At 46.8% G+C, this 22,820-nt stretch carries 22 protein-coding genes; 4 read left to right on the top strand and 18 right to left on the bottom strand.

The annotated features are described in order from the left end of the window. Positions 1-119: 119 nt before the first annotated feature. On the top strand, positions 120-317 hold the full coding sequence (locus BO18_RS09720) for a DUF6465 family protein (RefSeq protein WP_051688628.1): 198 nt from the start codon (positions 120-122) through the stop codon (positions 315-317). Positions 318-455: 138 nt separating this feature from the next. Here the strand turns inward: BO18_RS09720 and BO18_RS09715 are convergent, their stop codons facing one another. The 4 genes from BO18_RS09715 to BO18_RS09700 form a co-directional block, all read right to left on the bottom strand. Next, a complete protein-coding gene (locus tag BO18_RS09715) occupies positions 456-2,270 on the bottom strand; it encodes an adenylate/guanylate cyclase domain-containing protein (protein ID WP_051688627.1) in 1,815 nt (604 codons plus the stop codon). A gap of 287 nt (positions 2,271-2,557) precedes the next feature. Beyond that, entirely contained in the window at positions 2,558-4,264 is a 1,707-nt protein-coding gene (locus tag BO18_RS09710) for a hypothetical protein (protein WP_034445723.1), read from the bottom strand. Positions 4,265-4,316: 52 nt separating this feature from the next. Next, positions 4,317-6,065, bottom strand: coding sequence for a FecR domain-containing protein (locus BO18_RS09705; RefSeq protein ID WP_034445721.1), 1,749 nt, complete (start codon positions 6,063-6,065; stop codon positions 4,317-4,319). After that, on the bottom strand, positions 6,062-7,546 hold the full coding sequence (locus BO18_RS09700; RefSeq protein WP_034445719.1) for an HD domain-containing phosphohydrolase: 1,485 nt from the start codon (positions 7,544-7,546) through the stop codon (positions 6,062-6,064). The genes BO18_RS09705 and BO18_RS09700 overlap by 4 nt, the downstream gene beginning before the upstream one ends. Before the next feature lie 211 nt (positions 7,547-7,757). Between BO18_RS09700 and BO18_RS09695 the strand changes: the two genes are divergently transcribed. Continuing rightward, positions 7,758-9,014 carry a sensor histidine kinase gene (locus BO18_RS09695; RefSeq protein WP_034445717.1) on the top strand — a complete coding sequence of 419 codons (1,257 nt, stop codon included), beginning with the start codon at positions 7,758-7,760 and terminating at the stop codon, positions 9,012-9,014. Positions 9,015-9,227: 213 nt separating this feature from the next. On the opposite strand, the gene BO18_RS09690 is transcribed toward BO18_RS09695, so the two are convergent. From BO18_RS09690 to BO18_RS09680, 3 genes are read right to left on the bottom strand one after another with little or no spacing between them, the layout of a single operon-like run. Next, entirely contained in the window at positions 9,228-9,983 is a 756-nt protein-coding gene (locus BO18_RS09690) for a prolyl oligopeptidase family serine peptidase (RefSeq protein WP_034445715.1), read from the bottom strand. Between the two features lie 58 nt (positions 9,984-10,041). Further along, on the bottom strand, positions 10,042-10,227 hold the full coding sequence (locus BO18_RS09685; RefSeq protein WP_034445713.1) for a hypothetical protein: 186 nt from the start codon (positions 10,225-10,227) through the stop codon (positions 10,042-10,044). 49 nt (positions 10,228-10,276) lie between these two features. Beyond that, a complete protein-coding gene (locus BO18_RS09680; protein WP_034445711.1) occupies positions 10,277-11,254 on the bottom strand; it encodes a hypothetical protein in 978 nt (325 codons plus the stop codon). Between the two features lie 176 nt (positions 11,255-11,430). Here BO18_RS09680 and BO18_RS09675 point away from each other — a divergent pair, with 176 nt between their 5' ends. Continuing rightward, on the top strand, positions 11,431-12,471 hold the full coding sequence (locus BO18_RS09675; RefSeq protein WP_034445709.1) for a 5'-3' exonuclease: 1,041 nt from the start codon (positions 11,431-11,433) through the stop codon (positions 12,469-12,471). 123 nt (positions 12,472-12,594) lie between these two features. Continuing rightward, entirely contained in the window at positions 12,595-13,224 is a 630-nt protein-coding gene (locus BO18_RS09670) for a lysophospholipid acyltransferase family protein (RefSeq protein WP_242856542.1), read from the top strand. Positions 13,225-13,306: 82 nt separating this feature from the next. Here the strand turns inward: BO18_RS09670 and BO18_RS09665 are convergent, their stop codons facing one another. The 11 genes from BO18_RS09665 to BO18_RS09615 all read right to left on the bottom strand — a co-directional run bounded on the left by BO18_RS09665 (position 13,307) and on the right by BO18_RS09615 (position 22,809). Beyond that, positions 13,307-13,945: a cytidylate kinase-like family protein gene (locus BO18_RS09665; protein ID WP_034445706.1), complete on the bottom strand. Its 639-nt coding sequence runs from the start codon at positions 13,943-13,945 to the stop codon at positions 13,307-13,309. A gap of 125 nt (positions 13,946-14,070) precedes the next feature. Continuing rightward, the gene (locus BO18_RS09660; RefSeq protein WP_034445704.1) at positions 14,071-14,787 is read right to left on the bottom strand and encodes an ABC transporter ATP-binding protein; all 717 of its coding nucleotides are present in this window, start codon (positions 14,785-14,787) and stop codon (positions 14,071-14,073) included. Positions 14,788-14,928: 141 nt separating this feature from the next. Then, positions 14,929-15,687: an ABC transporter ATP-binding protein gene (locus BO18_RS09655; protein WP_034445702.1), complete on the bottom strand. Its 759-nt coding sequence runs from the start codon at positions 15,685-15,687 to the stop codon at positions 14,929-14,931. Continuing rightward, a complete protein-coding gene (locus BO18_RS09650) occupies positions 15,688-16,743 on the bottom strand; it encodes a branched-chain amino acid ABC transporter permease (RefSeq protein WP_034445700.1) in 1,056 nt (351 codons plus the stop codon). 134 nt (positions 16,744-16,877) lie between these two features. Continuing rightward, positions 16,878-17,762: a branched-chain amino acid ABC transporter permease gene (locus BO18_RS09645; protein ID WP_034445698.1), complete on the bottom strand. Its 885-nt coding sequence runs from the start codon at positions 17,760-17,762 to the stop codon at positions 16,878-16,880. A gap of 240 nt (positions 17,763-18,002) precedes the next feature. Continuing rightward, positions 18,003-19,175, bottom strand: coding sequence for an ABC transporter substrate-binding protein (locus BO18_RS09640; protein ID WP_034445696.1), 1,173 nt, complete (start codon positions 19,173-19,175; stop codon positions 18,003-18,005). Positions 19,176-19,348: 173 nt separating this feature from the next. Then, positions 19,349-19,873, bottom strand: coding sequence for a hypothetical protein (locus tag BO18_RS09635; protein ID WP_034445694.1), 525 nt, complete (start codon positions 19,871-19,873; stop codon positions 19,349-19,351). A gap of 132 nt (positions 19,874-20,005) precedes the next feature. Beyond that, complete coding sequence (locus tag BO18_RS09630) at positions 20,006-20,278, bottom strand: hypothetical protein (protein ID WP_034445692.1); 273 nt, start codon at positions 20,276-20,278, stop codon at positions 20,006-20,008. 152 nt (positions 20,279-20,430) lie between these two features. Continuing rightward, positions 20,431-21,087, bottom strand: coding sequence for a DUF4234 domain-containing protein (locus tag BO18_RS09625; protein ID WP_034445691.1), 657 nt, complete (start codon positions 21,085-21,087; stop codon positions 20,431-20,433). After that, positions 21,077-21,490: a DUF2752 domain-containing protein gene (locus BO18_RS09620; RefSeq protein ID WP_034445690.1), complete on the bottom strand. Its 414-nt coding sequence runs from the start codon at positions 21,488-21,490 to the stop codon at positions 21,077-21,079. The genes BO18_RS09625 and BO18_RS09620 overlap by 11 nt, the downstream gene beginning before the upstream one ends. Continuing rightward, positions 21,487-22,809: a chloride channel protein gene (locus tag BO18_RS09615; RefSeq protein ID WP_185752392.1), complete on the bottom strand. Its 1,323-nt coding sequence runs from the start codon at positions 22,807-22,809 to the stop codon at positions 21,487-21,489. Before BO18_RS09615 ends, BO18_RS09620 begins: the two co-directional genes overlap by 4 nt. Between the last annotated feature and the right edge of the window lie 11 nt (positions 22,810-22,820).

Here is a 22,820-nt window from a genome sequence, read left to right as displayed (position 1 = left end):
TACCAAAGATTTAGAAAAAATTTTGCATAAATCAAAAAATGTACTATAATGTTATGCAATAGCTAAGTAGTGCATGCAAGTGCATGTTATATTATTTTCCGAAAGGGGAGGAATTTATAATGGCAGCAAAGGTTAACACTAAGATTGAGCTTCAGTTCGGCGACAAGGCTATCACAGAGGATCAGCTTGTTGCTACTGCTAAGAAGGTTTACGGTGGCAAGGACATCAAGAACCTTGACATCTATGTAAAGCCTGAGGAAGGCAAAGCTTACTACGTAGTAAATAATGATGCAACTGGAAGCTTCGATTTGGTTTGATTCAGAGCCAAGCAAAATTATAAAAGACACGAGTGCGTGCTTGTATGCGACTCGTGTCTTTTTTAATTTTATTTGGCGGATATCCTCCAACCCGAAATTGTCAGAGACAATTTCGGGTCTTGGGTCTGAATCAAACCATCACAGCAACTCATCAACCTTTAATACTTCAAATCCTTCAGCCTTTCCCTTGAGCTTTATTGTCGCGCCAAGTGAAGTGTATTTGATCCTGTCACCAAGCTGATCTGCTACTGAGCGGCTGATATAAAGTGTTCCACCGGGAGCGTTGGCCTCAAGTCTTGCAGCGGTATTTACCGTATCTCCGATAGCCGTGTAGTCCATGTGCTTCTCAGCGCCCATGTTTCCTACGACCGCCGGGCCATAGTTTACGCCGATTCCAACCCTGAGCTCCTCGCCGATCTCCTCCTTCAATTCGTCAGAAACCCGCTTCGCTCCTTCAATAATATCCATCGCCGTCTTTACCGCGTTGTAAACCGCGTCCTCCTGAGGAAGTGGTGCCCCCCAGAAAGCCATCATGGCATCGCCCACGAACTTATCCAGAGTTCCCTTGTTGTTCTCAACGCAGTCACTGGCCATGGTCAGATACTTGTTCAAAATGAATACGACCATTTCAGGCGTCAGCCTCTCAGACATGGTTGTAAATCCCCTGACGTCAACGAAAAGCACTGCGATATCGCAGGTTTTTCCGCCAAGAGACAGATTGTCCACGCCCTCCTTCAGGATCTCATCAACGATCTCCGGAGCCACATACCTCTCAAAGGTCCTGGTGATCTTCATCTTCTCAATAGCCGCCCTGAAGTACTTGATTCCCGTAGCAACCACGTACATTCCCAGAATTCCCAGAGGTAGCCAGAAAGGATGCACCAGATATCCCTTTTCATAGAAGAAATAGGATCCGCCCAAGGTGATCGCTATCAGCAGGACAGCAACGCCTCCAGCAGGAGCCAGTTTCATTTTCAGGAAAAGAGATAACAGCGTGGCGCAAAGCAGAAACACAATGACAGCCTGCAACAGACCGTTCATCTCTACCTTATAATCCTGGCGCAAAAAAGCTTCTATTGCGTTTGCCTGGAATTCCACACCAAACATCTTTTGAGCACGGTCAATTGTTGTGAAATACTCGTCCTGAAGTCCCACAGAATAAGGGCCTATTAAAAGAATCTTATCTGCGTAGTAATCCGATGGCACACTTCCCTCTATCAGGTCTGCAATGTTATAGCCATCGTTATATGTTCCCGGAACCGCTGAATAAGAAAGGTAGTAGTGACCTCTTTTATCTACAGGCGGATCAACAATCTGCTGCCCGTGCTCCTCAAGGAAGGCCCTGGCAGCCTCATAGGCCATGGAGTAAACACGCTCCGTCTGGCCGTTATCTCTTTTAACATCGAAATAAAGCAGTGCGTGACGAAGAACACCATCCACGTCATACATGGCGTTGATATGGCCCTGAGTCGTAGCATCCTTCAGCAGATCATAGGGCTCGTCATAGGTCAGGACAGAGTGCTCCTTCAGCTTAAAAGAGCCGTTCTCGTCCTCCACATACTCCGCACCAAACACGCCGGTGGTGGCTGTGATAACCTTTGGAAGAGCCTTTGCGGCATTTGCCAGGTTCGCATCCGCTTCCGGTGTGGTGTCGGAAGCATACAGAGTATCGATAGCCACTACTGCAGGCATATTCTCAGGATCGGAAGCCAGCGCCTTAAGGGCATTAGCCATGTTGTTTCGATCCCAGTTATTGTAGGCTCCAAGGCGCTCCAGGGAATCATCATCAATTCCGATGACGATCACATTCCCGGACACTGCCTGGGGCTGCTGGAAAACAGAGTCCTGTATCCATTTATCGATTCTGTTATAGAGCCCCAGGTACGCTGTCAGGGTATAGACAAGCGCAATGGCAAGTATGATCAGAGCTTTTTGGTAGGTTTTCTTAACCACAGGTCATGTCCTCTCGTGAGTTTTGGTGTAGGGTTGCCGGACCGCAGCCGCGTCATTTGTGTTTTCGATGTCCCGACATAGCCACTTCGGCCTAACTAAGCGTATCAAGCTTGCTAGGCCGAAGATTTATGGCATTTTGTCTGATTTTTATGAAAAGAGCTTTTGGTTTGGGTCAGTTTTGATTCCAAAATGGGAGCTCAGGCAGTCAAATGACGATATTGCGTCAATTTTCACTGCTGTTCATCGGCTCAACAATGATTTGTATTCAATCTAGGCCGAAACCATTATTAAGGACCGGTACCGCCTTCAGGGTCACCGCCGGTCGGGTCAGGATCACCATACGGGTTATCTATTTCATTACCCTCCGTGTCGTAATAATGTCCCTGACCATCGGTCATGACGCCATCATCCATAGTATAGTTGCCGTTTGTCCATGTTCCATCATCATTTTCTGTCCATCCATTTGCAGTAGGATCATCACCGAATACTGGCGGACCACTGTTGGTCTGGCCAGAATCATTGTTATTTGTTCCACCTGAATCTGTGTTATTTGTTCCACCTGAATCTGTGTTATTTGTTCCGTTGGTATCTGTTCCACTCGTGTTATTTGTGTCAGTGCCACTTGTATTGTTGGTATCTGTACCACTTGTGTTATTGGTGTCAGTGCCACTTGTGTTATTGGTATCTGTACCACTTGTGTTATTGGTGTCAGTGCCACTTGTGTTGTTGGTATCTGTACCATTCGTGTTACGATCTATGCCGGAATCAGTGTCATTATTAGTATCCTGGCCGGAATCAGTGCCGGAACCGCTTGTGCCAGAGGTACCTGAAGTGCTTCCGCCACCGGATCCACTACCTGTAGATGAAACACTCTCCTGCTGTTGCTGCTCCTGCTCCTCAGCCTGGGCTCTTGCAAGATCCTGCTGGAATTTCTCCCAGGCAGCATCCTGATCAGCCTTAGTAGTACCTGTACTTGAAGCCGCTGATGCAGCTGCAGTCACATTTGTGCTGGAAGCAGCATTGGCGTTTGCAGTAGCACCGGTATTAGTTGACCTTGCGCCTGTATTTGCAGTCCTTGTGGTAGTTGCTGCATCCCTTGGTCCAGGTGTGGAAGTACCTGCTGCCCCTGAATTAGATGCAAGTAAAGTCTCCTCTGAAGAAGCGCCAGTTGCACTATCTGTGGTCACTTCATCAGCCTGGCTTGATGCAGTTGCGGCTGCTGCAACTGCTGTATCAGTCATATTTCCTGTGCTTCCACTGTCATTTGTACCGGAATCACCCGCTGCATCCCTGATCTCATCCTGGCTCCAGCCTGTAGCTGCAGGAACAACTTCCATAAGTCTGTCGCTGTTAGCTATGATATCAACAGCAAATGGCTTTAAGTCTGTTGGTTTTACCTGCGCATCATCAAAAGTAACTTCCTCGCCTTGATCTGTACTTTGAACATGGGCAGTCACAGAATGACCGGCATCGCACTGAGTAGAAACTGTTTTACCTGTTCCCAGGTCTACCGCAGTAACCTCCGTGGAACCATCAGTAACAATAATCACATCCTCGCCCTTATCATTGGTTGTAACGATTCCGGAAGTTCCGCGAATTCCTACAACCATGGTTGAGGTTCTGATATCAAAGCTGGCATCTGCATCAAGCTTTTCTGTAACCTCAAAGAAAAGACTGCCCTCCTCAAGATCTACAGTGAGCTTCTTTCCATCTTTGTTTATAAGGATCTTACTGAGCTCATCAATAGTCAGCATCTTTGTGTCATCCAAAGCAAGCCCCGCCAGAGACTTCACCTCAGTCAGGACCGAGCTTCCGGAGTTCAGACGAAGATTATCTGAAAGAGTCAGCTCCTTATTATTAGCATCGAAGAGCTTTACAATGCCCTCGTGCTTCAACATTCTCATGGTGTTGGCAGAAAGCTTATCCTTCCCGCAGGAAGTCACTATAAGCGCCGCCACAACCACCATCGCCACCAGTTTCAATCTCTTTCTCATGGCTTCACCTCCACACATTGAAAAGAGGCACATCTTACTTCATAGGCTACAATCAGCCACCGGTTCCGTCACCCTGACCCGAGTCACTTCCGCCGCCTGATGTATTGCCGCCAGTTTCACCGCCAGTCTGACCACCAGTGTCACCGCCAGTGTTCTGGTCATCCTTTCCGCCTCCGGAAGGATCTCCCTGATCACTTCCGCCAGCATCCTGACCTGTGTCTGTTCCGCTGTCAGGGTCAGTAGTTCCGTTATCATATCCGTTCGGGTCTTGTGGCTCAGTCTCGTCGTAATTCTCATCACTCCATGGCTCATCCCTATGTGGATCGTATGGCTCATCAGACTCGCTGGAGCTTCCACTATCACCAGCCTGAGCTGCTAAAGCCTCTTCCTCGCGCCTTCTGTCCTCTGCTGCCTGCTCATCAGCTTCCGCCTGGGCTCTTGCAAGATCCTGCTGGAATTTCTCCCAAGCTTCATCCTGGGCCTGCTGCTCCGGAGTCTTGGTTGTTCCATTGCCTGTGCCGGTAACCGTGCCTGCTCCAGCACCTGTACCTGCGCCTGAGCCTGATGCATTCTTAGCAAGCATCGCATCTGTGGCCTCAGGTGTAGCAGTTCTGTTCTCACCTTTGCCGTGATTCAGGTAATGCTCAAGGAGCTTATATGGATCAGTTCCTACAAGACCTGCCAATTCAGGATATCTGCTTAGATAATAAGCAGGGTCAAACTGCTCTCCACTAACCAGTGTCATTACGCCGCTGGCATCTGTGCTGACGATCTGCCCTGCAACTGATGCAGGTATAGCTCTTGCAGTTGCTGCGTTTGCGTTAGTTGTTGCTGCTGCAGTAGAAGCCGTAGCTGCCGTAGCTGCTGCGCCTGTACTAGTAGCGCCTGTTGCCTGACCCTCGCTTGAAGCCTCACTAGCTGCCTGGGCAGCCTCAGCTCCAGCCTCCGCTCCGGCACCTTCTTCTGAAGAAGCACCGGTTGCTGCATTAGTAGTTTCTTCTGTTGTGGTCTCGCTAGTAGCTGCTGCCGCTGTCTGCTCTTCTGTAGAAGCTGCGCCAGACTCGCCTGACTCAGATCCTCCGCCTTCGCTCGCTTCCCTGATCTCATCCTGAGACCATCCGGTTGCTGCAGGAACAACTTCCATAAGTCTCTCGTTGTTAGCAATTATATTAGTAGCAAACGGCTTTAAGTCTGAAGGTTTTACCTGCGCATCATCAAAAGTAACCTCATCGCCATTTCCCTCATTTACAACATGGGCTGTCACGGAATGACCGGCATTGCAGACTGTAGTAACTGTCTTACCTGTTCCAAGGTCTATGGCTGTGACCTCAGTGGAACCATCAGTAACGATAACCACATCCTCGCCCTTATCATTGGTTGTTACAATTCCGGAAGTTCCGCGGATTCCTACAACCATAGTTGATGTCCTGATATCAAAGCTCGCATCAGCGTCCAGCTTTTCTGTAACCTCAAAGAACAGGCTTCCATCTTTAAGATCAATAGACAGCTTTTTTCCATCCTGATTTACCAGAATATTCGAAAGCTCATCTATGGTAACTGTCTTGGTATCATCAAGAGCAACTCCCGCCAGGGACTGCGCTTCTGTGGTCAGTGAATTTCCGGAATTCAGACGCAGATTCTCCTTGATGGAAAGCTCCTTGTTGTTGGAATCGTAAAGCTTTACAATTCCTTCCTGTTTCAGCATTCGCATGGTGCTGGCTGTTAAGTCCTGGTCTCCACAACCGGTCTGCGCGATAACCAGCAGCGCTACCATCACTACGGCTAACAGTCTCTTCCTCATGTGACTACCTCCTTGTTCTCTTTCTTTTCAGTTTTTACCCAGGCCTTGCTGTCCTTGAACATCTGCAAAATTTCCCCGTCAAGCTTGCCCTCCTGGACCATACTGTCAAGTATGCCAAACGCCTTTTCAGGCGGCATTGGTGGTTTATAGGGTCTGTCCTCAGCTGTGAGGGCATCATAAACGTCGATTATGGTCAGGAGCCTGACTTCCTTAGGTATGTCTTTTGCAGTAAGATGATTCGGATAGCCGGACCCATCCAAAAATTCATGGTGTCCGCCGGACCACCCGGGAATATTGGCATAGAGTCCCTTAAAGGTCATTTTCTTCAGCATCTTAGCTGTGTAGACAACGTGGCTCTGCATGGTATTTCGCTCTTCGTCTGTCAGCGTACCCTTTCGGATCGTGATAGCCTCCAGTTCCTTTTCGGTTAAAAGAGATATCTCTTTTCCCTCATCATCTCTGACCTGAATGGTGGCTGCAGCCTTGAGATTATCCAGAACCTCATCCGGCAAAAAACCTTTGCCATTGGATTCTTCGATAAGATTCCAGGCATCGGTAATGCGCTGGATCTGGCCCTGGGCCTCCTCAGTAGGCTTCTCGCCCTTAAGACCCAGTATCTCTTCCTGCAGGCAGGCAATCTTCACACGGTTTCGTATGTCTTTTTCCAGGTCGCCCAGTCTTGTGGGTTTATCCATGATCTCCAGCGGAATGACAAGCTTGCCAATGTCGTGGAGCCATACACTCATCAGGTAGGAATCGCGTTCTTCCTCTGTAAGGATGCGCTCGTCGTGGATCTCGCCAATATAATCCAGGAACTTCCCGGCATACTTAACCATGTTCTTTGTGTGATTGGCATTGTAGGCGCTTCGAGTTTCTATAGCCTCTACCATTACCTTCACGAAGGAATGCAATGTCTCAAGGATCTGCTCGGAGAGCTTGCGGTTGGTAAGGATTACGGCGCCAAGGGAAGCCAGGGCCGCGATGATATCCTCGTGGTCCGACGGAAACTCCACAACTTCCCCATCCTCGTTCTGAGCATTGATAAGCTGCAAAACTCCGATGATATCGCCCCGATCGTCCTCCATAGGGATTACCAGCATTGATTTCGTGCGATAACCACTGATCTTGTCATACTTCATGGCACCGGAGAAATTGTACTCGGTGTTGGTATAGACGTCTTTTATATTTATCTTCTTCCTGTCCAAAACTGCACAGGCGCTGATATAATCCCGGGAGAGCGGTACCGGGGGCATAGTATTCTTTTTGGCGCTGGAATCCTCATCGAATCCCTTTGCATAGGTATAGGAGTTGTGGAAATTAAGATGGTCCTCCTCCACAACATAGACAGTTCCTGCGTCACAGTGACTTATCTGCATAGCAACCTGAAGGATCATGTCCAAGACCTTAGACGTATCCTTCTCGGCAGAAAGAGCTATGGCAATGCCTATAAGCTGATCAACAGAGTAGTTATTGTTGCTCATAAATCAGCCTCCTGTACCTGATTTAATTTGTCCGAATTGTTCAGCATTAGTAATACAATTTTATCACATCCCTTCGTATACTTATACGAAATAAAGTTGTTAAAATCACTGTAAATTATAAGTTTTTTGTGAAGATTTTATTAAAAAAGAATAAATACATGTATGATATAATGGTATAAATGGATACATTTCTTTTCCGGAGGATTCCAGCATGTCAGGCCAGCATTTTTCCTTAGAACAAGTCAGACACAAATTCAGATACAGCCTGAATGAGCTCATAAGATTTGAGACTCACCAGGAGGTGGTCGCCCAGAAATCAAAGACCGCCCTGATCCTGATCTCGGGGTTCATTATCTACAGCCTTTTGACCATCATCCCCTGCCTCACAAGGCACTACTATCACGGCGTTGTGACCAACATCTGTCTCGCCATCGCCTTTGCTCTGATGATGGTGCACCTGCTGATCTTCAAAAGTCACACAAGAATCACTATTCTTGGGGCTTTTGAGGTCTGCATCATTTTGTTTTTTCACTTTATCATGGAAACTAATTGGGATATGGGAATGGATGCCTTCTGGCTGTTCATTCTGGTGACGCCCTTCATCACGGACTACGTGGCGGGAGCTTTCTTCGGCTCTATTGCAGCTTTAAACGGCCTTCTCCTGAGCCTTGTATGCTTTCACACCCCCATGAAGGGCTATCTTCAGCCCTACGGCGACAACATGACAGACTGGTTTTCCGTGATCTACATAGTTGTGATGCTGGCAGCTGCGGTAATCGAGTACGAGCTGACAGCCTATCAGATTGATAAGAAGGTTTCCGATGAAAAGATCGCTGTTCTCCAGGAGGAGCGCACTTCCCGTCTCAAGAAGCAGCTTGCCATCTACGAGAGCAACGAACAGACTATTAGAAAGTACAAGCACGACATCCGGCATTTTAACAGGGTTCTTGCCGGCTACATTCAGAACAAGGATTATGACAGGGCAGAAAGCTACCTGCAGGAATTTGATTCAATGCTGGAACAGGTCACAGCGGTTTCTTTTTGTGAGAACACGGTGGTGAACGAGCTTTTGACCATCTACACAGCCCAGTGTCAAAAGCTGGGATTCAAGCCCCGCATCAAAGCCATGGTTCCGACCCACATCCCCATGGAGGAGATTGATCTCACCAGCCTTGTGGCCAACGCCCTTGAGAACGCCGTGGAAGCCCAGGGAAAACTCCCAGAAGGGAATAGAGCTATGAAAGTAGAGATCAGCTACGACGGCCGGAAGCTAAAGCTAAGGACCCAGAACCCTTACGCCGTGGAGACCCAGTTCCAGCCCAACGGCCTTCCCATCAGTACCCGCGAGGTCCAGAGCGGTATCGGAACTGCCCAGATCAAGTCCATCGCAGAAAAGTACGGCGGCGTCGCCAGCTTCTCCCAGGAAGACGGCGAGTTCGTGGTGAAAGCGGTCATGACGTGTATCTGAACGAAAACGAACCTGGGAACAGGAGGCTGGCGCCGTAATCTCAAGACGGAAATCATTACTCAATCTCAGGTTATGTTTGCCCCACCACTCAAGCATGACTTTTCCTCCGTATATCACTCAGGTCATGTAATCCTGCTCTCAGGCCAACCTCCGCCCACATGACCTGCTCCAAATAGAAGTCAAAAGTCATGTACGACACTCTAAGTTCACCTTTCACCTGGAGAACAACCACTCCTTAACTTCATCATCACGCCCTGCCAAAACCCAGGAACAGTGTGGATTTATGCCATATTCCCCCTTCAATTCACCAACATTGTACTCTGTGTAATGCAGATCAGGGTGAATATCTTTTAGCTCTTCATATATATCTCTGGAACCAAGATGCGTACTCGGGCCCTGGTCAGTTCTATAAGATGCTTTCACTATCTCATCATCAGCCGCATGAATCAGCCAAATCGGTGTCTTAGTAAGTTCCTTCAGATCTCTCCATCCTGTGGCAGCACAGATAGGCACAGCACCTGCGAACATTTCTGAATGATACTTAAGGATTTCCAGACTTCCTATTCCTCCGGCGCTGTAACCATAAATATAAATCCGTTTAGAATCTATGTTTCCATATTTACCCTGCAGATCTTTTACCAGGGCACAAACTCTGTTTCCGTCCAACAGCCCTGACCATTGCTTGCCTTTCTTACATTGAGGAGCCAGAACATAGCACGGGTGCTCAGCCTGCCAGTCCTTATCTGCAAAAACAGTACCAATGTCATGCCTTGACAGTTGAAGCTCATTGTCTTTTCCGAAAGCATCAGCCCCATGCAGGAAAACCACAAGAGGAACATTTTCCTTACATTCAGGCACAAAAAGACGGTACGGTAAAATCCCTGAATACTCAAAGGTGCCGTACAAAAAGCTGTCGCAGCGGCTCTTATTTTCTATTGATGGTTCATCCCAATCATCCGGTAAATGCATAGGTCATACCTCCAAACCTATTTTACCATCGCACTTTTTCAAAGAAAATAATGCTCTATCACGCCATGTTCCTGGCAGCAATAGCGCAGGCTATCGCCAGGATGATGCCAATGATGGCTAAGACACGCATCCACTTAAATGTCTCAGATTCATCCTCTTTGTTTTTGTTAAGTTCCCCAATAGTGAAGAAAATAACGCCTGCTATGAAAATGACAGCTGCATAAATCGCAAGAAGAGTATTCATGTGTGTTTCCCTCAGTTAAAAGATATATCGGCCAAAACAGGCGATTTTCTTACAACGAAAAATCTCCCCAAATGCTGGTAGCGCCAAGGGCTGACTTATTGCTGGTGTAAGCTTTAATGAGGGCCTTGGCAAGGTCACTCTGGGTGCTTGTGGATTGAACTGCTGTTCCAGAAGCTGTAATGCTGTCGACAGAATTGGCTGTTGTTTGCACCGCTTTACTGGTAGCGGAGTTGGATGTGGACTGTCCAGCAATGAGGTTTGCAGCGTTAGCCGCTATGCTTGAAGTGCTGGCTGAACTGCTGCTACCTGTAAACAGACTTGCCAACGCCTCGGTCGCGTTTGATGACGTAAGCCCTGATGAAGCCAAAAGCGAATTCATGTTAAGATCTGAAAGTGACAATGAATCAAAAGCTGAGCTTCCGGAAGAGCTCTTTTCCTCATCACCATTAAGGACATCGAAAAGTGAGCTCTGAAGCAGATTTGCTGAAAAGTACTGGGACTTGGAAAGCTCCTGCAGTGCTTCGGTACTAAGCAGACCTGAGTATGCATCGCGGTTGCCAGAAGAAAGTGCATTCAGAGTAGAATTTGATGCGCTGGAAGATGATGAGCCAACGCCTGAATTGACAGCCGCAGCTGCCTGGTAAGCATTTGCCATACTTTCCAGACCATTAGCAGAACTTGAAGTCGAACCTGTCTCTGCCCCGGCCCCTTGCTTACTGCTTGAAGCCCCGCCAGACTCCTTGATTGCCTCAAAGGCCCCATTAATCTGCTCTATGGTAGCATCAAAGCCGCTGGTAGCCTGCTTGATCTCATTCTGAATCTGCGCGGAGATGTCGGGAATTTCAGTAGCAGCATTGTCCCTGAGGCGACTGGTCATGTTCTGCTTGATGGCGTCCCCAAGCTCATTTGCAAAACGGGTACGATCCTCTATCTCCTGGGAGGCACGCCTGGCTGCAGAAGTAACATCTGATATTGAATTAAGGTACTTGTTGACTGCATTTGTCAGCTTCGAAATGTCGAAACTCATTCCCTTCTCCTATCAATACAATAAGCCACCATTGCACTAGTGCCGCCAATTATTTCCTGAGCACTACAATTTGTGGTCATAGATATCTTTATAACAATTATACACTAAATGTTGCGCATATAGTCTTGAAAAATATATAATATTGTAGAAAGAAAACAAAAAACGAGGCCAAGCAAATGACCAATAATCAAGGAAAATTCATCCTTATAGATGGCAGCTCGATGCTGGTGACCAATTACTATGGGAACCTGCCAAAGGCGCTGCTTTTTGAAAAAGACCCGGAGAAGAAGGAAAAGCTCTTTTCCCAGATAATGCATAATGACAAGGGGCAGTATACCAACGCCATGTACGGTATGATGCGGACCATTTTGAAAATCATGGCAGAACAGCAGCCCACTCACATGATGTTCGCCTTCGACACCACCAGAGACACCTTCAGGCGTGAGAAGTATGCGGATTACAAGGGCAATCGAGGCGATACGCCGGAGCCACTGAAGGAGCAGTTCCAGAACATGGAGGACATGCTAAAGGCCCTTGGTTTTGCCGTAATGTACGATGATCACTTCGAGGCAGACGATATCGTGGGAAGCGTGGTCAATAAATTTGAAAAAGAGATTCCCTCTTTTATCATCACCAAAGACCATGATTACCTGCAGCTTGTGAGTGAATACACCAGAGTTTGGCTGGTGCAGACCAAGCAGGAGACGGCGGACGAGCTCCAGACCAAGTATGGCGCGGAGTTTGGTTGGAACAGGAAGATGACCAGCATCCCGGATAAGGCTTTTGAGGTTTCACCATCTCTTTGCCTTAAAGAGTACGGCGTAGATCCTTGCCAGATTCCTGATTTAAAGGGGATTCAGGGTGATGCCAGCGACAACATCCCTGGAGTTAAGGGCGTAAGCAGCGCAGCAATTCCGCTCCTTGCCAAGTATCGCACCGTTGAGGGTATCTATGAGGCGATTGATGCCTGCAATGGAGATAAAGAGCTGAAGGCACTTGCCACAAGTTGGAAAGAAGACCTGGGAATCTCAAGAAGCCCCATGAAGGCTCTGGTTGAATACAGGGATATGGCTCTTTTATCAAAAGAGCTAGCTCAGATCCGCAAGGATTACCCCATCCCACAGGCACTTGACGATTTTAAGCTGAATTTTGACAAGGAAAAGGCAAAAGAACAGTTTGAGAAATACGGCTTCAAGTCTCTGATGGAGAAGCTTTAAAAATAATTAGAAAGATTTCTTTTAATGACAAATTATTACCGCACAATTATAAAAAACCTGCATAGGATCATCTATTACGTCACCAAGACACACATTTGGCTGAGGCATCCGGAGCGCCATTCCATGGAAGAGCGCTACGCCATAGCTCAGGAGATGGTGGAGAAGATGAACAAGTCTTCAGGTTACAAGACCATCGCCTACGGACAGGAGAAGCTTCCCAAGGAGGGGGGCTACGTAATGTACCCCAATCACCAGGGCAAGTACGATGTTCCCGGGATTTTCACAGCCCACGACAAGCCCTGTTCCTTTGTTATGGACGAGAAAAAGTCCCACATTATTCTGGTAAATGAGTTCCTTCTTTTGGTGGACGGCAAGCGCCTGATGATGGACAATCTTCGTCAGACCCTTACGATATTCCAGGAAATGGCAAAAGAGATAGTGGAAGAAGGCAGGAAATTCATCCTCTTCCCGGAAGGTGGTTACAAGGAAGACAATCGGAATATTGTTGAGCCTTTTAAGGCCGGAAGCTTTAAGCTTGCTCAGATGTCCAAGTGTCCCATTGTTCCTGTGGCACTGATAGATTCCTATAAAGTATACAACAGCCCACATAAGGGCCCTGTCACTACCTATGTTTACTACCTGGATCCCATCTATTATGAGGACTATAAAGGGATGAAGACTGTGGACATTGCCCTTATGGTTGAGCAGAAAATTAAGAAGAAAATAGAAGAACATTTAAAAGAGCGCTCCTAAAAAAAGAGGCGCTCTTTTTTCGATGATTATTCATGACCTTGGAATCGCTGTTGATCCCAGGGGCATAAAATTTTCATTAGCATTAATCAAATATATCGTCACCAAACCTCACTCTGGCGTGGGCTTTGATGGCTTCTACGCATTTCTCGAAACCGAGCTTGCTGCTGTCGAGGCACAGATCGTAGTTCATGGCGTCGGTCCACTTCTGACCTGTGTGGTGCTCGTAGTATTCTGCACGGTACTTGTCTTCCTTGGCCATGAATTTGATCAGTTCATCATGAGGAAGACTCTTTACCTTGGCTGCCTGCTCCACAAGGAAGTCATGGGGCGCATGAACAAAGACACTAAGGACATTGTTGTAGTCCTTCAGCACAAAATCAGCTGCACGGCCAACAATAACACAGCTGCTGGTCTCAGCAAGCTTTTTGATGACCTTGGCCTGATAATTGAAAAGGTTCGCCTCAGAAGTGAAATCCTTGCTGTCAGGGCCGATGAGTCCGCCCTGATACACATCTATAGACTTCCTGAAAAATCCGGTATTTCTGCACTTCTCATCAGTCTCCAGGAAAAGAGACTCACTGATACCGCTCTCCTCTGAAGCAAGCTTGATCAGTTCGTTGTTGTAGTAATGAACTCCTATATCATTGGCAAGCATCTCACCAACGGTACGTCCGCCGCTTCCATACTGCCTTGCAATCGTAATTGTAATGTTGCGCTTCATGTATCCCTCCCAATAAATATAAATGTCGCTCTGCCCACTCTGGGATGCTCCACTAGACTCGACAATACCTCGTCAAGTGGCCCCCCATGGTTCGCACTAGCCTCGAAAGGACCTCAGCAAGTGCTCTACTCACCTAAATATGCCTTCTTAATATCCTCGTCATTCAGCAGATCTTTTGCATCGCCTTCCTTGATAATGGAGCCTGTCTCAAGGACGTAAGCCCTATTTGCGATAGAAAGAGCCTTCTTTGCGTTCTGCTCTACTAAAAGAACTGTCACTCCATCCTTATTTACATCCTCAATGATGCTGAAGATCTCATTAACGAAAATCGGTGAAAGTCCCATGGATGGCTCATCCATAAGGATCAAATCAGGATGGGACATCAGAGCCCTTCCCATAGCAAGCATCTGTTGCTCACCGCCTGAAAGTGTTCCTGCCAGCTGGTTCTTACGCTCTTCAAGCCTTGGGAACCTCTTGTAGATGGTCTGCAATGTGCCTTCCATCTCAACCTTGTCCTTTCTCGTGAAAGCTCCCATCTTCAGGTTCTGAAGCACGGTCATCTCTGCAAAAACTCGTCTCCCCTCAGGAACCTGCGCCATTCCAAGGCTCACAATCTTGTGCCCTGGCTCCTTGATCAGATCCCAGCCCTTGTAATCGATCTGTCCTTTATCAGCATTTATGAGTCCTGACAAAGTATGAAGAGTTGTTGTCTTTCCCGCACCGTTTGCACCAATGAGGGCCACAATCTCGCCCTTGTCTACGTGAAAAGAGATGCCCTTGAGGGCCTGGATCACGCCATAATATACACTTAAATCTTTGACCGTCAAAATTGAATCAGCCATATATCACACCTCAAATCTTCTATAATAACCTCAGCAAGTCCTCTCAGCCTACTCACTGGGATGCTCCACTAAACTCGACATTACCTCGTTAAGTGGCCACCCAAGGTTCGCACTAGCTTCGAAAGAACCTCAGCAAGTGCTCTACTCTCCAAGATATGCCGTAATAACCTCAGGATTAGCCAGCACTTCCTTGGTCTCGCCCTGACACAGAACACGGCCAAAATTAAGCACTGTCAGCTTCTCGCAGATACCTGAAACCAGCTTCATGTCGTGCTCGATCAGAAGGATCGTCATGTCGAACTCCCTGCGAACAAGTGCAATTGTGTCCATCAGCTCTTTTGTCTCATTAGGATTCATGCCGGCTGCCGGCTCATCCAAAAGAAGGAGCTTAGGGTTTGTAGCCATGGCACGGGCAATCTCCAGCTTACGCTGTTTACCATAAGGAAGGTTTGCCGCCAGAGTATCCCTCTCCCCGTCCAGATCAAAGACCTTCAAAAGCCGCATTGCCTCTGCATCCATCTCTTTCTCAACCTTGCTGTACTTGCCAATATGCAGCATCCCCTCCAGGGCGCTGTACTTAAATCGCTCGGAAAGCCCAACCTTAACGTTGTCGATAACAGGCATGTTCTTGAAAAGCCTGATGTTCTGGAAAGTCCTTGCGATACCTGCATGATTGATCTCAATGGTGTTCTTGCGAGTAATATCCTCGCCGTCAAGCCTGATAATTCCTTCGTTTGGCTTGTACACACCAGTCAGAAGGTTGAAAACTGTTGTCTTTCCAGCACCGTTAGGTCCGATAAGCCCGTAAAGCTCGCCCTTCTCGATAGTAATATTGAAATTATCAACAGCCCTAAGGCCGCCGAAAGAAATGCTTAAGTTATTTACATCCAGAAGCGCCATTTAAGCCACCTCCTTTGCCCTGCGCCAGGGAAGATTAATGCGCCCAAAGGTCTTTTTACGCCACTCGATAACCTTCGGCGACCAGTTCACGATCATCATCACGATGAGAACGATCGAATAGATCAGCATTCTGTAGGTGTTGAAGCCGCGGAGCAGCTCAGGAAGCAGGTACAGGATGCATGCTGCGATAACGCTTCCCCTGATATTTCCGATTCCGCCAAGCACCACGTAAACCAGGATCATGATTGACGCATTGAACCCGAAGTACTGTGATGAAGCCGTCAAAGTGGTGATGTTATGGGAGAAAAGAACTCCTGCCGCCCCTGCAATTGCTGCAGAAATGGTGAACGCCATCATCTTGTAGCTTGTAACGTTGATGCCTGTTGACTCTGCGGCGATATAATTGTCACGGATAGCCATGATCGCACGGCCGTCCCTGGAATTTACGAGATTCTGAACGATGAAAAGAGCTATCAGCAGCACTATAATGCCCACCGTAAAGCTAGAATTATGCGGTGTTCCGGTGATTCCCATGGCTCCGTTTACGATAATGTCGCCGTCAGGCTCCATCCCAAGATCCATGGAACTCTTCATTGTAAAGTGGAAGCCCTTGCCGTCGATACCGATGTACAGAGCATTGATGACATTTTTGATAATCTCACCAAAAGCCAGTGTAACGATCGCCAGGTAGTCACCCTTAAGACGAAGTACCGGAATTCCAATAAGGAAGCCAAAGAGCGCTGCGAAAGCGATTCCAATAATGAAAGCCAGTATGAATCTTGGCACAGTAGGGATTGCGTTCTCTGTTGCCCTTGAGAAAAAGGCGCTGGAGAATGCTCCGATGCACATAAATCCGCAATGTCCAATACTGAGCTCACCCAGAATTCCTACGCAGAGGTTCAGGGCTACTGCAATAACCGCATAATATGTCATTGGGACCAAAAGACCTTTAAGATGGCTTGAAAGATTGCCGGTCAGCATCAGGATCTCAACGATGATGTAGGCTCCGATGACAATGCCATATGTAATGAGATTTGATTTTGTCGTCTTGTTCATATATTTGCTACCTTTCAGGAAGTTGTGCGAATTCCAGGATAATAATGAGGTTTTGCTCTCCACATGCATAGGCATGTGTCGCCAAAACAAAGGCGCGAACTAAGTTCGTGAGGGGCCTCACTAAGTTCAGGCCTTTAAACTTTTTCCTGTATTACTTTACCCAATATTCCGGTCGGCTTAACCAGCAGCACCACAACCAGAATTCCAAATACAATCGCATCGGAAAGCTGTGATGAAATGTAGGTCTTTGAGAGAATCTCTACTATGCCCAACACCAGCCCGCCAATCATTGCTCCGGGGATAGATCCGATACCACCAAGAACCGCTGCAACGAAGGCCTTGATTCCGGGCATTGCGCCGGTGTATGGAGAAAGGGAAGGATAAGCTGAGCAAAGAAGCGCTCCCGCAATGGCCGCCAAAGCAGAACCAATTGCAAATGTAAGAGCAATTGTCCTGTTGACGTTAATACCCATTAAAGTAGCTGCGCCCTTGTCCTCAGAAGCTGCCAGCATGGCCTGTCCCTGCTTGGTCTTGTTGATGAACAGCTGCAAAGCAATAAGGATAACCACGCTCACAAGGATTGTAATAATGGTTACGCCCTGGATCTTCAGCTGGCCATCTGCAAAAGATAGGCCTTCCCATGAAATTACTGATGAAAATGACTTGATATCTGCGCCGTAGATAAGAAGCGCGATGTTTTCAAGAAGGTAGCTCACACCGATAGCTGTGATCAGAACCGCCAGAGGTGAAGCTGCTCCGCGAAGAGGCCTGTAGGCCACGAACTCAGTTGTCACGCCAAGAAGCGTACACAGTATGATCGCCACAATGATGCCCACCACAGAATTACCTGACATGGCTGCGCTCACTGAAAAGATAATGTAGCAGCCCACCATGATGAAATCGCCATGAGCGAAGTTCAGCATCTTGGCAATACCATAAACCATGGTGTATCCAAGAGCGATTATGGCATATATACTCCCTAAACTTAATCCGTTAATGAGATAGGTAAGAAAACTCATCCCACAAAACTCCTCCCTACTAATAAGATAAACACTTGATATATTTTATCATTTTAAAGCTTATCGCTCAAATGTAAAACAAGGGAGGCCTGTGACAGCATCCCTTGCTGAAGTTGATCCATATTATAATTCTTAATGTAAAGTAGCGCTCACTCTTGGTCGCTACACTAAACTCGACAAAACCTCGTTAAGTGTCCGCCCATGGTTCGCACTAGGTTCGAAAGGACCTCACCAAGTGCTCTATTCAGCTGAAACGTATACGCCGCCCTTGATAACAACAGCCTTAGGCTCCTTGTTAGGCTCACCAGAAGCTGCCCATGTCATCTTTGATGATGTAAGACCTGAAGCCTCGATCTGAACCATAGCACCCTTAACTGCATCGCAGATATCAGAAACGCTCATGTCAGGTGTTACGTTCGCCTTCTCCATAGCTGTCTTGATGATGAATACTGCATCGTAAGCATCAGCTGCGAACTGGTTAGGAGTCTCGCCGTACTTCTCTTTGTACTTCTTAACGAAGTTAACTGTAAGATCATCTGTAGCATCAGCTGCGAAAGGAGTAAGAAGCATAAGTCCCTCAGCCAGTGATGTGTCGAAGTTCTCAACTGTAAGGATTCCGTCCATACCATCTACACCGAAGAATGTAGGTGCATAACCCATTGTGTTAGCCTGTGTAAGGATCAGAGCTGCATCTGAGTAATAAATAGGAAGGAATACAAGATCAGCACCTGCGTCCTTAGCCTTCTGGAGCTGAACTGAGAAATCTGTGTTGTTGTCCTGTGTGTAAGCCTCAGCTGAAACTACTTCGTAGTTCTTGCCTGCTGATTCCTCAACGAACTTCTGGTAGATACCTGAAGAATAAACGTCTGAGTTGTCATAGATGATACCAACCTTTGTAGCAAGGTTGTGATCGCTGATGTACTGAGCTGAAGCAATACCCTGGTTAGGATCTGAGAAGCAAACACGGAATACATTGTCATACTTTACGCAGTCCTCAGCAGATCCTGAAGGTGTAAGCTGGAACATATTGTCAGCCTTTGTATTCTCTGAAACAGCGATTGAGCAAGCAGAAGTTGTTGATCCAACAAGAACCTGCATTCCCCAGTCCTTAAGGCTGTTATAAGCGTTAACTGACTTCTCTGCGTTGAGCTCGTCATCCTCGCTCTTGTACTCTATCTGATAACCATTGATTCCGCCTGCAGCGTTGATCTCGTCTACAGCGATCTGAGCGCCGTTAACAACTGCGTTTCCGTATGCAGCAGCTGCGCCTGTAAGAGGTCCGATAGCTCCGATCTTGAATGATCCGCTTCCTGATCCGGCAGACTGAGCAGCTCCATCGCCGCATCCTGCGAGCATTGCCATTGCCAGAGCAGAAGCCATAACAGTACTAACTACTTTATTAAACTTCTTCATAAACAAATCCTCCTCAATCAAATGTATATTTGTATACAATGTTATATCCTAAGTTAAAATAATTATTTTAAAAAGTCAATACTTTAAAGCAAAAAAGTGACCCCCAGGATAATCCTGAGAGTCACCGTAAGCTCTTTTCATATTATAAGGCTCACGCCCGGGCAAAAGAACTATCACATGAAATAATCTGTCTCGGCCTTCTTAAGGACCTTGGCCTCCTGTATCTTGGCGTTTACATCAGCCAAAAACTGGTAGTTGGTAGGGTCGGAAATGAACTCCATAAAATCAGATGCTTCCTTAAATGAAAGCTTCTGAATATTTGTAAGGTAAGACATGATCTCCTCGTGGCTCTTGCCCTCAGTGCGGAACTTGTCCACCACGTCAAAAAGAACCATGAACCTGCGCATGCGCACTCTGAATTTAATCTGATGAAGTTCAACCAGTATGGAAAGCACGAAGAGAATCGCCACGAGCGAAAGCACAATCAAAGAAATGCCGAGAACGTAAAGCCCAAGTTTGAGATTAAGGACTCCGGCAATAGCACCTGATATTGCAAAAATCATCATGGAAGTTACAAGAATCAGAAGTCTTGCATTATTCCTGGTCTTATCGGTCAGCTCCATGAAGCGGATAGCCACACCAAACACCACGTAAAACACCAGCGAAAAAGCAATCCCCACATACATAAGATTAAGCATGAAGTGAACCCCCTCTATGCAATTAATTGTAACAAGCATAAATTATTAATGCAATAGAAGCGCCATGGGCCTTCCCTAATGAAAAACCCATGGCGTTTCAGTTGCTTGGCAGCAATAGTATTCCATTAATTTTTACAGATTTTCCACTGCTCTGAACTCATCGAATTGCGGATCTTCGACAAAATCCATTATAAGATTTAGTGGTGTCAGCCCTATGGCTTCATGATGAATCTGTTGCCTGATGACCATCTTCTCATATGTGGACAAATGGCAGAATTCTGGGTGTTTCTGCTCATATTTCTCATTGAGCTGGTCAAACAAATTGTACTCCGGATCGCCCCATGCAAATACTTCGGCTGTCTTCAAATTTGGCTTAAACGGAGAATAGCGCAACTGGCTTGACATAACAGGTGCTCCTTTCTCTTTTGTCAAACATTTGATTGAAATTCCGAAGGTTTTGAAATACCCCTCCACACCATAATAGCACAAAGTTTATCAAAATTTAATAAAATTTGATATTTTTTTAGAAATTATTTTTCAGAGGGTGTTTTGTCCTGTCAGGCCAGTCCGTTAGCCCTGTTGTAGCCTGTGCAGACCATGTTTGTCTGTGAGATGATGATGTACTTAGCCACATAGGTTCCGATTCCGCAAAGCCATGAACTTAAGATCATCCATAAAAGAACTGTGACTCCGTCCTCAGATACATTGTAGCCATATCTCTTGCAGTTCTTTGAAAGCCTGTTCCCCAGCTTGTAATACCAAATAAAGGTATAGATACCACATGTTACTATGGAAAGAAGAATCAGAACCAAGAGCCCCTGAGTTTCCTCTCCGTCGCCTTCGCAGGCAATGTTCACATCCCTGATGACCTCATACATGAAGATCAGATTATAAATTCCACATGTTACCCATGTAAGAAGCAGGTACAGCCAAAAGCTCCTGTCTGTCTTACGAGGGATCATTCCCATTGGGCCTGCATAGGTGAAGCTTCCGGAATTTGCTCCGCTTCCTGCACCATTTCCTATTCCCTGTTCATATGCACCATTTGCAGCGTTTCCTGCATTCTGGTTAAATCCGCTTGATTCGCCCTGTGGAATGCCCTCTTCAGGCACTACGAATTTCTTTACTTCAGATCCGGCGCCAACAGGCGTCCCACAGTTAGGGCAGAACTTCTCCCCTTCACCAATCTGTGCCCCACAATTACTACAAAACATTTTTAAGTATCCTCCCTAAAAATTCAAATATCCGATAGATAAAACCCCTGGTGGGTTCAAAAACAACTACCGTGTCCGTCGCATCAAAAAGCCGCAACAGGTATATTATAAGAAATACGCCTGTTATTGTAAACAGCATCAGCTTATAAATTTTGTCGGGAACTCTTTTCCTGAAAAGAACTAATAGAAGAACCAGCGGCGGAAGTGGGAAAAGGGGATGATAATGAAAGGCCGCTGCCACATCAAGGCGCAAAAGAGACAGATAAGCCCTTGTCATGCCACAGCCTGCGCAGGATATGCCCGTAAGGAACTTTATAGGACATCCCACCCCCACTATATAGAAAACTATGTAGATAAGCGCAATGGCAAGAACTGCCGTAAGCGCTTCACGATACTTTTTCACTTTGTCTCCCTGTTGATGTACTTGTTGTGGAACTTGGAATACATGATCTTCTGGCTGCTGTACAGGCTACTATACCCTGAGAAAGTGTAGCTAAGGGCAATTGCCAGAAGGTAATATGGCATTCCCTTGAAGCCAAACAGCTCAAAGCATATGAACAGCGAGGAAATAGGGCAGTTGGTTACTCCACAGAACAATGCTCCCATTCCGATAGCAGCGCAAAGGGCCGGCTCAAACCCCAAAAGCTGGGAGTACAGGCACCCAAAGGTTGCTCCAATATAAAGGGCTGGCACGATCTCACCGCCCTTGTAGCCTGCACCAAGAGTCAGAGCTGTAAAGATGATTTTCAAAAGGAAGGCGTAATATGGCGCTTCGCCGCGAAGTGCCATCTCAATAACGTTCATTCCGGCACCATTGTAATACCTTGTTCCTGACATATATGTCAGCGCCACAACGATACATCCGCCAACAAACACTCTTATATAAGGATTGGGCAGAAGCTTTTTATAGGTTTTTCCGGAGAATTTAAGGACATCGCAAAAAATAACACTCAGTATCGCACAAAGAATAGCCAGAACCCCGGTGAACACTGCATTATAGGGATTAAAAACAGGAATAACATTGACAACAAACTGTTCCCCTACAGCTCCTAGACTTGAACTGATGCCCTTAGCCACCAGCGCCGAAACAACGCAGGGAACCAGAGCTGAGTAGTACATTACTCCAACATTCTCAATTTCCATGGCCATAAACGAAGCCGTCATAGGCGTTCCAAAAAGAGCTGAGAATGCAGCACTCATGCCACACATAGTAATGATCTTTTCGTTTCCCTCTTTTAACCTGAAAAGCTTTCCAAGGTTAAAGCCAATGCTTCCACCCATCTGAAGGGCAGCGCTCTCACGGCCTGTGGATCCGCCGAAAAGATGAGTTATGGTAGTGGAAATGAAGATCAGCGGAGCTTTTGTGATAGGAAGATTCTCTCCCTCCTGAATGGACTTGATCACAAGGTTCGTGCCCTTGTCCTCGTAATCTTTACATGCCCTGTACATGGCAACTATCACAAGTCCCGCCACGGGAAGCCCCAGGATTATCAGGTCGTGATCAGTCCTGAACTGAGTGGCAAAAAGGATAGCCTTTGAAAAAGCCGCGCCAATGCAGCCAACCACAACACCTGTTATTCCACCAAGAAACAGCCACCTAAAAAGAACCCGAACTCTCCCCCAAAGGTCCAGTTCGGGCATATGCTCAATTATGTAGTAGATGGGATTTTTGTTTTCGGCCTTTTGCTCCTCACCCGTCTGCTTATTCTCTTCATTTTCCATGTGTTACCCCC

Source organism: Butyrivibrio sp. AE2032, assembly GCF_000702965.1.
Note: the sequence above shows the minus strand (reverse complement) of the source record. Positions and strands in the feature narration are given on the sequence as shown.

What these genes read in the sequence shown, in the direction of transcription:
- BO18_RS09720 (WP_051688628.1), top strand. Translation starts at nt 120, where the DNA reads ATGGCAGCAAAGGTTAACACTAAGATTGAGCTTCAGTTCGGCGACAAG.
- BO18_RS09710 (WP_034445723.1), bottom strand. Translation starts at nt 4,264, where the DNA reads ATGAGAAAGAGATTGAAACTGGTGGCGATGGTGGTTGTGGCGGCGCTT.
- BO18_RS09705 (WP_034445721.1), bottom strand. Translation starts at nt 6,065, where the DNA reads ATGAGGAAGAGACTGTTAGCCGTAGTGATGGTAGCGCTGCTGGTTATC.
- BO18_RS09700 (WP_034445719.1), bottom strand. Translation starts at nt 7,546, where the DNA reads ATGAGCAACAATAACTACTCTGTTGATCAGCTTATAGGCATTGCCATA.
- BO18_RS09695 (WP_034445717.1), top strand. Translation starts at nt 7,758, where the DNA reads ATGTCAGGCCAGCATTTTTCCTTAGAACAAGTCAGACACAAATTCAGA.
- BO18_RS09690 (WP_034445715.1), bottom strand. Translation starts at nt 9,983, where the DNA reads ATGCATTTACCGGATGATTGGGATGAACCATCAATAGAAAATAAGAGC.
- BO18_RS09685 (WP_034445713.1), bottom strand. Translation starts at nt 10,227, where the DNA reads ATGAATACTCTTCTTGCGATTTATGCAGCTGTCATTTTCATAGCAGGC.
- BO18_RS09680 (WP_034445711.1), bottom strand. Translation starts at nt 11,254, where the DNA reads ATGAGTTTCGACATTTCGAAGCTGACAAATGCAGTCAACAAGTACCTT.
- BO18_RS09675 (WP_034445709.1), top strand. Translation starts at nt 11,431, where the DNA reads ATGACCAATAATCAAGGAAAATTCATCCTTATAGATGGCAGCTCGATG.
- BO18_RS09670 (WP_242856542.1), top strand. Translation starts at nt 12,595, where the DNA reads ATGGAAGAGCGCTACGCCATAGCTCAGGAGATGGTGGAGAAGATGAAC.
- BO18_RS09665 (WP_034445706.1), bottom strand. Translation starts at nt 13,945, where the DNA reads ATGAAGCGCAACATTACAATTACGATTGCAAGGCAGTATGGAAGCGGC.
- BO18_RS09660 (WP_034445704.1), bottom strand. Translation starts at nt 14,787, where the DNA reads ATGGCTGATTCAATTTTGACGGTCAAAGATTTAAGTGTATATTATGGC.
- BO18_RS09655 (WP_034445702.1), bottom strand. Translation starts at nt 15,687, where the DNA reads ATGGCGCTTCTGGATGTAAATAACTTAAGCATTTCTTTCGGCGGCCTT.
- BO18_RS09650 (WP_034445700.1), bottom strand. Translation starts at nt 16,743, where the DNA reads ATGAACAAGACGACAAAATCAAATCTCATTACATATGGCATTGTCATC.
- BO18_RS09645 (WP_034445698.1), bottom strand. Translation starts at nt 17,762, where the DNA reads ATGAGTTTTCTTACCTATCTCATTAACGGATTAAGTTTAGGGAGTATA.
- BO18_RS09640 (WP_034445696.1), bottom strand. Translation starts at nt 19,175, where the DNA reads ATGAAGAAGTTTAATAAAGTAGTTAGTACTGTTATGGCTTCTGCTCTG.
- BO18_RS09635 (WP_034445694.1), bottom strand. Translation starts at nt 19,873, where the DNA reads ATGCTTAATCTTATGTATGTGGGGATTGCTTTTTCGCTGGTGTTTTAC.
- BO18_RS09630 (WP_034445692.1), bottom strand. Translation starts at nt 20,278, where the DNA reads ATGTCAAGCCAGTTGCGCTATTCTCCGTTTAAGCCAAATTTGAAGACA.
- BO18_RS09625 (WP_034445691.1), bottom strand. Translation starts at nt 21,087, where the DNA reads ATGTTTTGTAGTAATTGTGGGGCACAGATTGGTGAAGGGGAGAAGTTC.
- BO18_RS09615 (WP_185752392.1), bottom strand. Translation starts at nt 22,809, where the DNA reads ATGGAAAATGAAGAGAATAAGCAGACGGGTGAGGAGCAAAAGGCCGAA.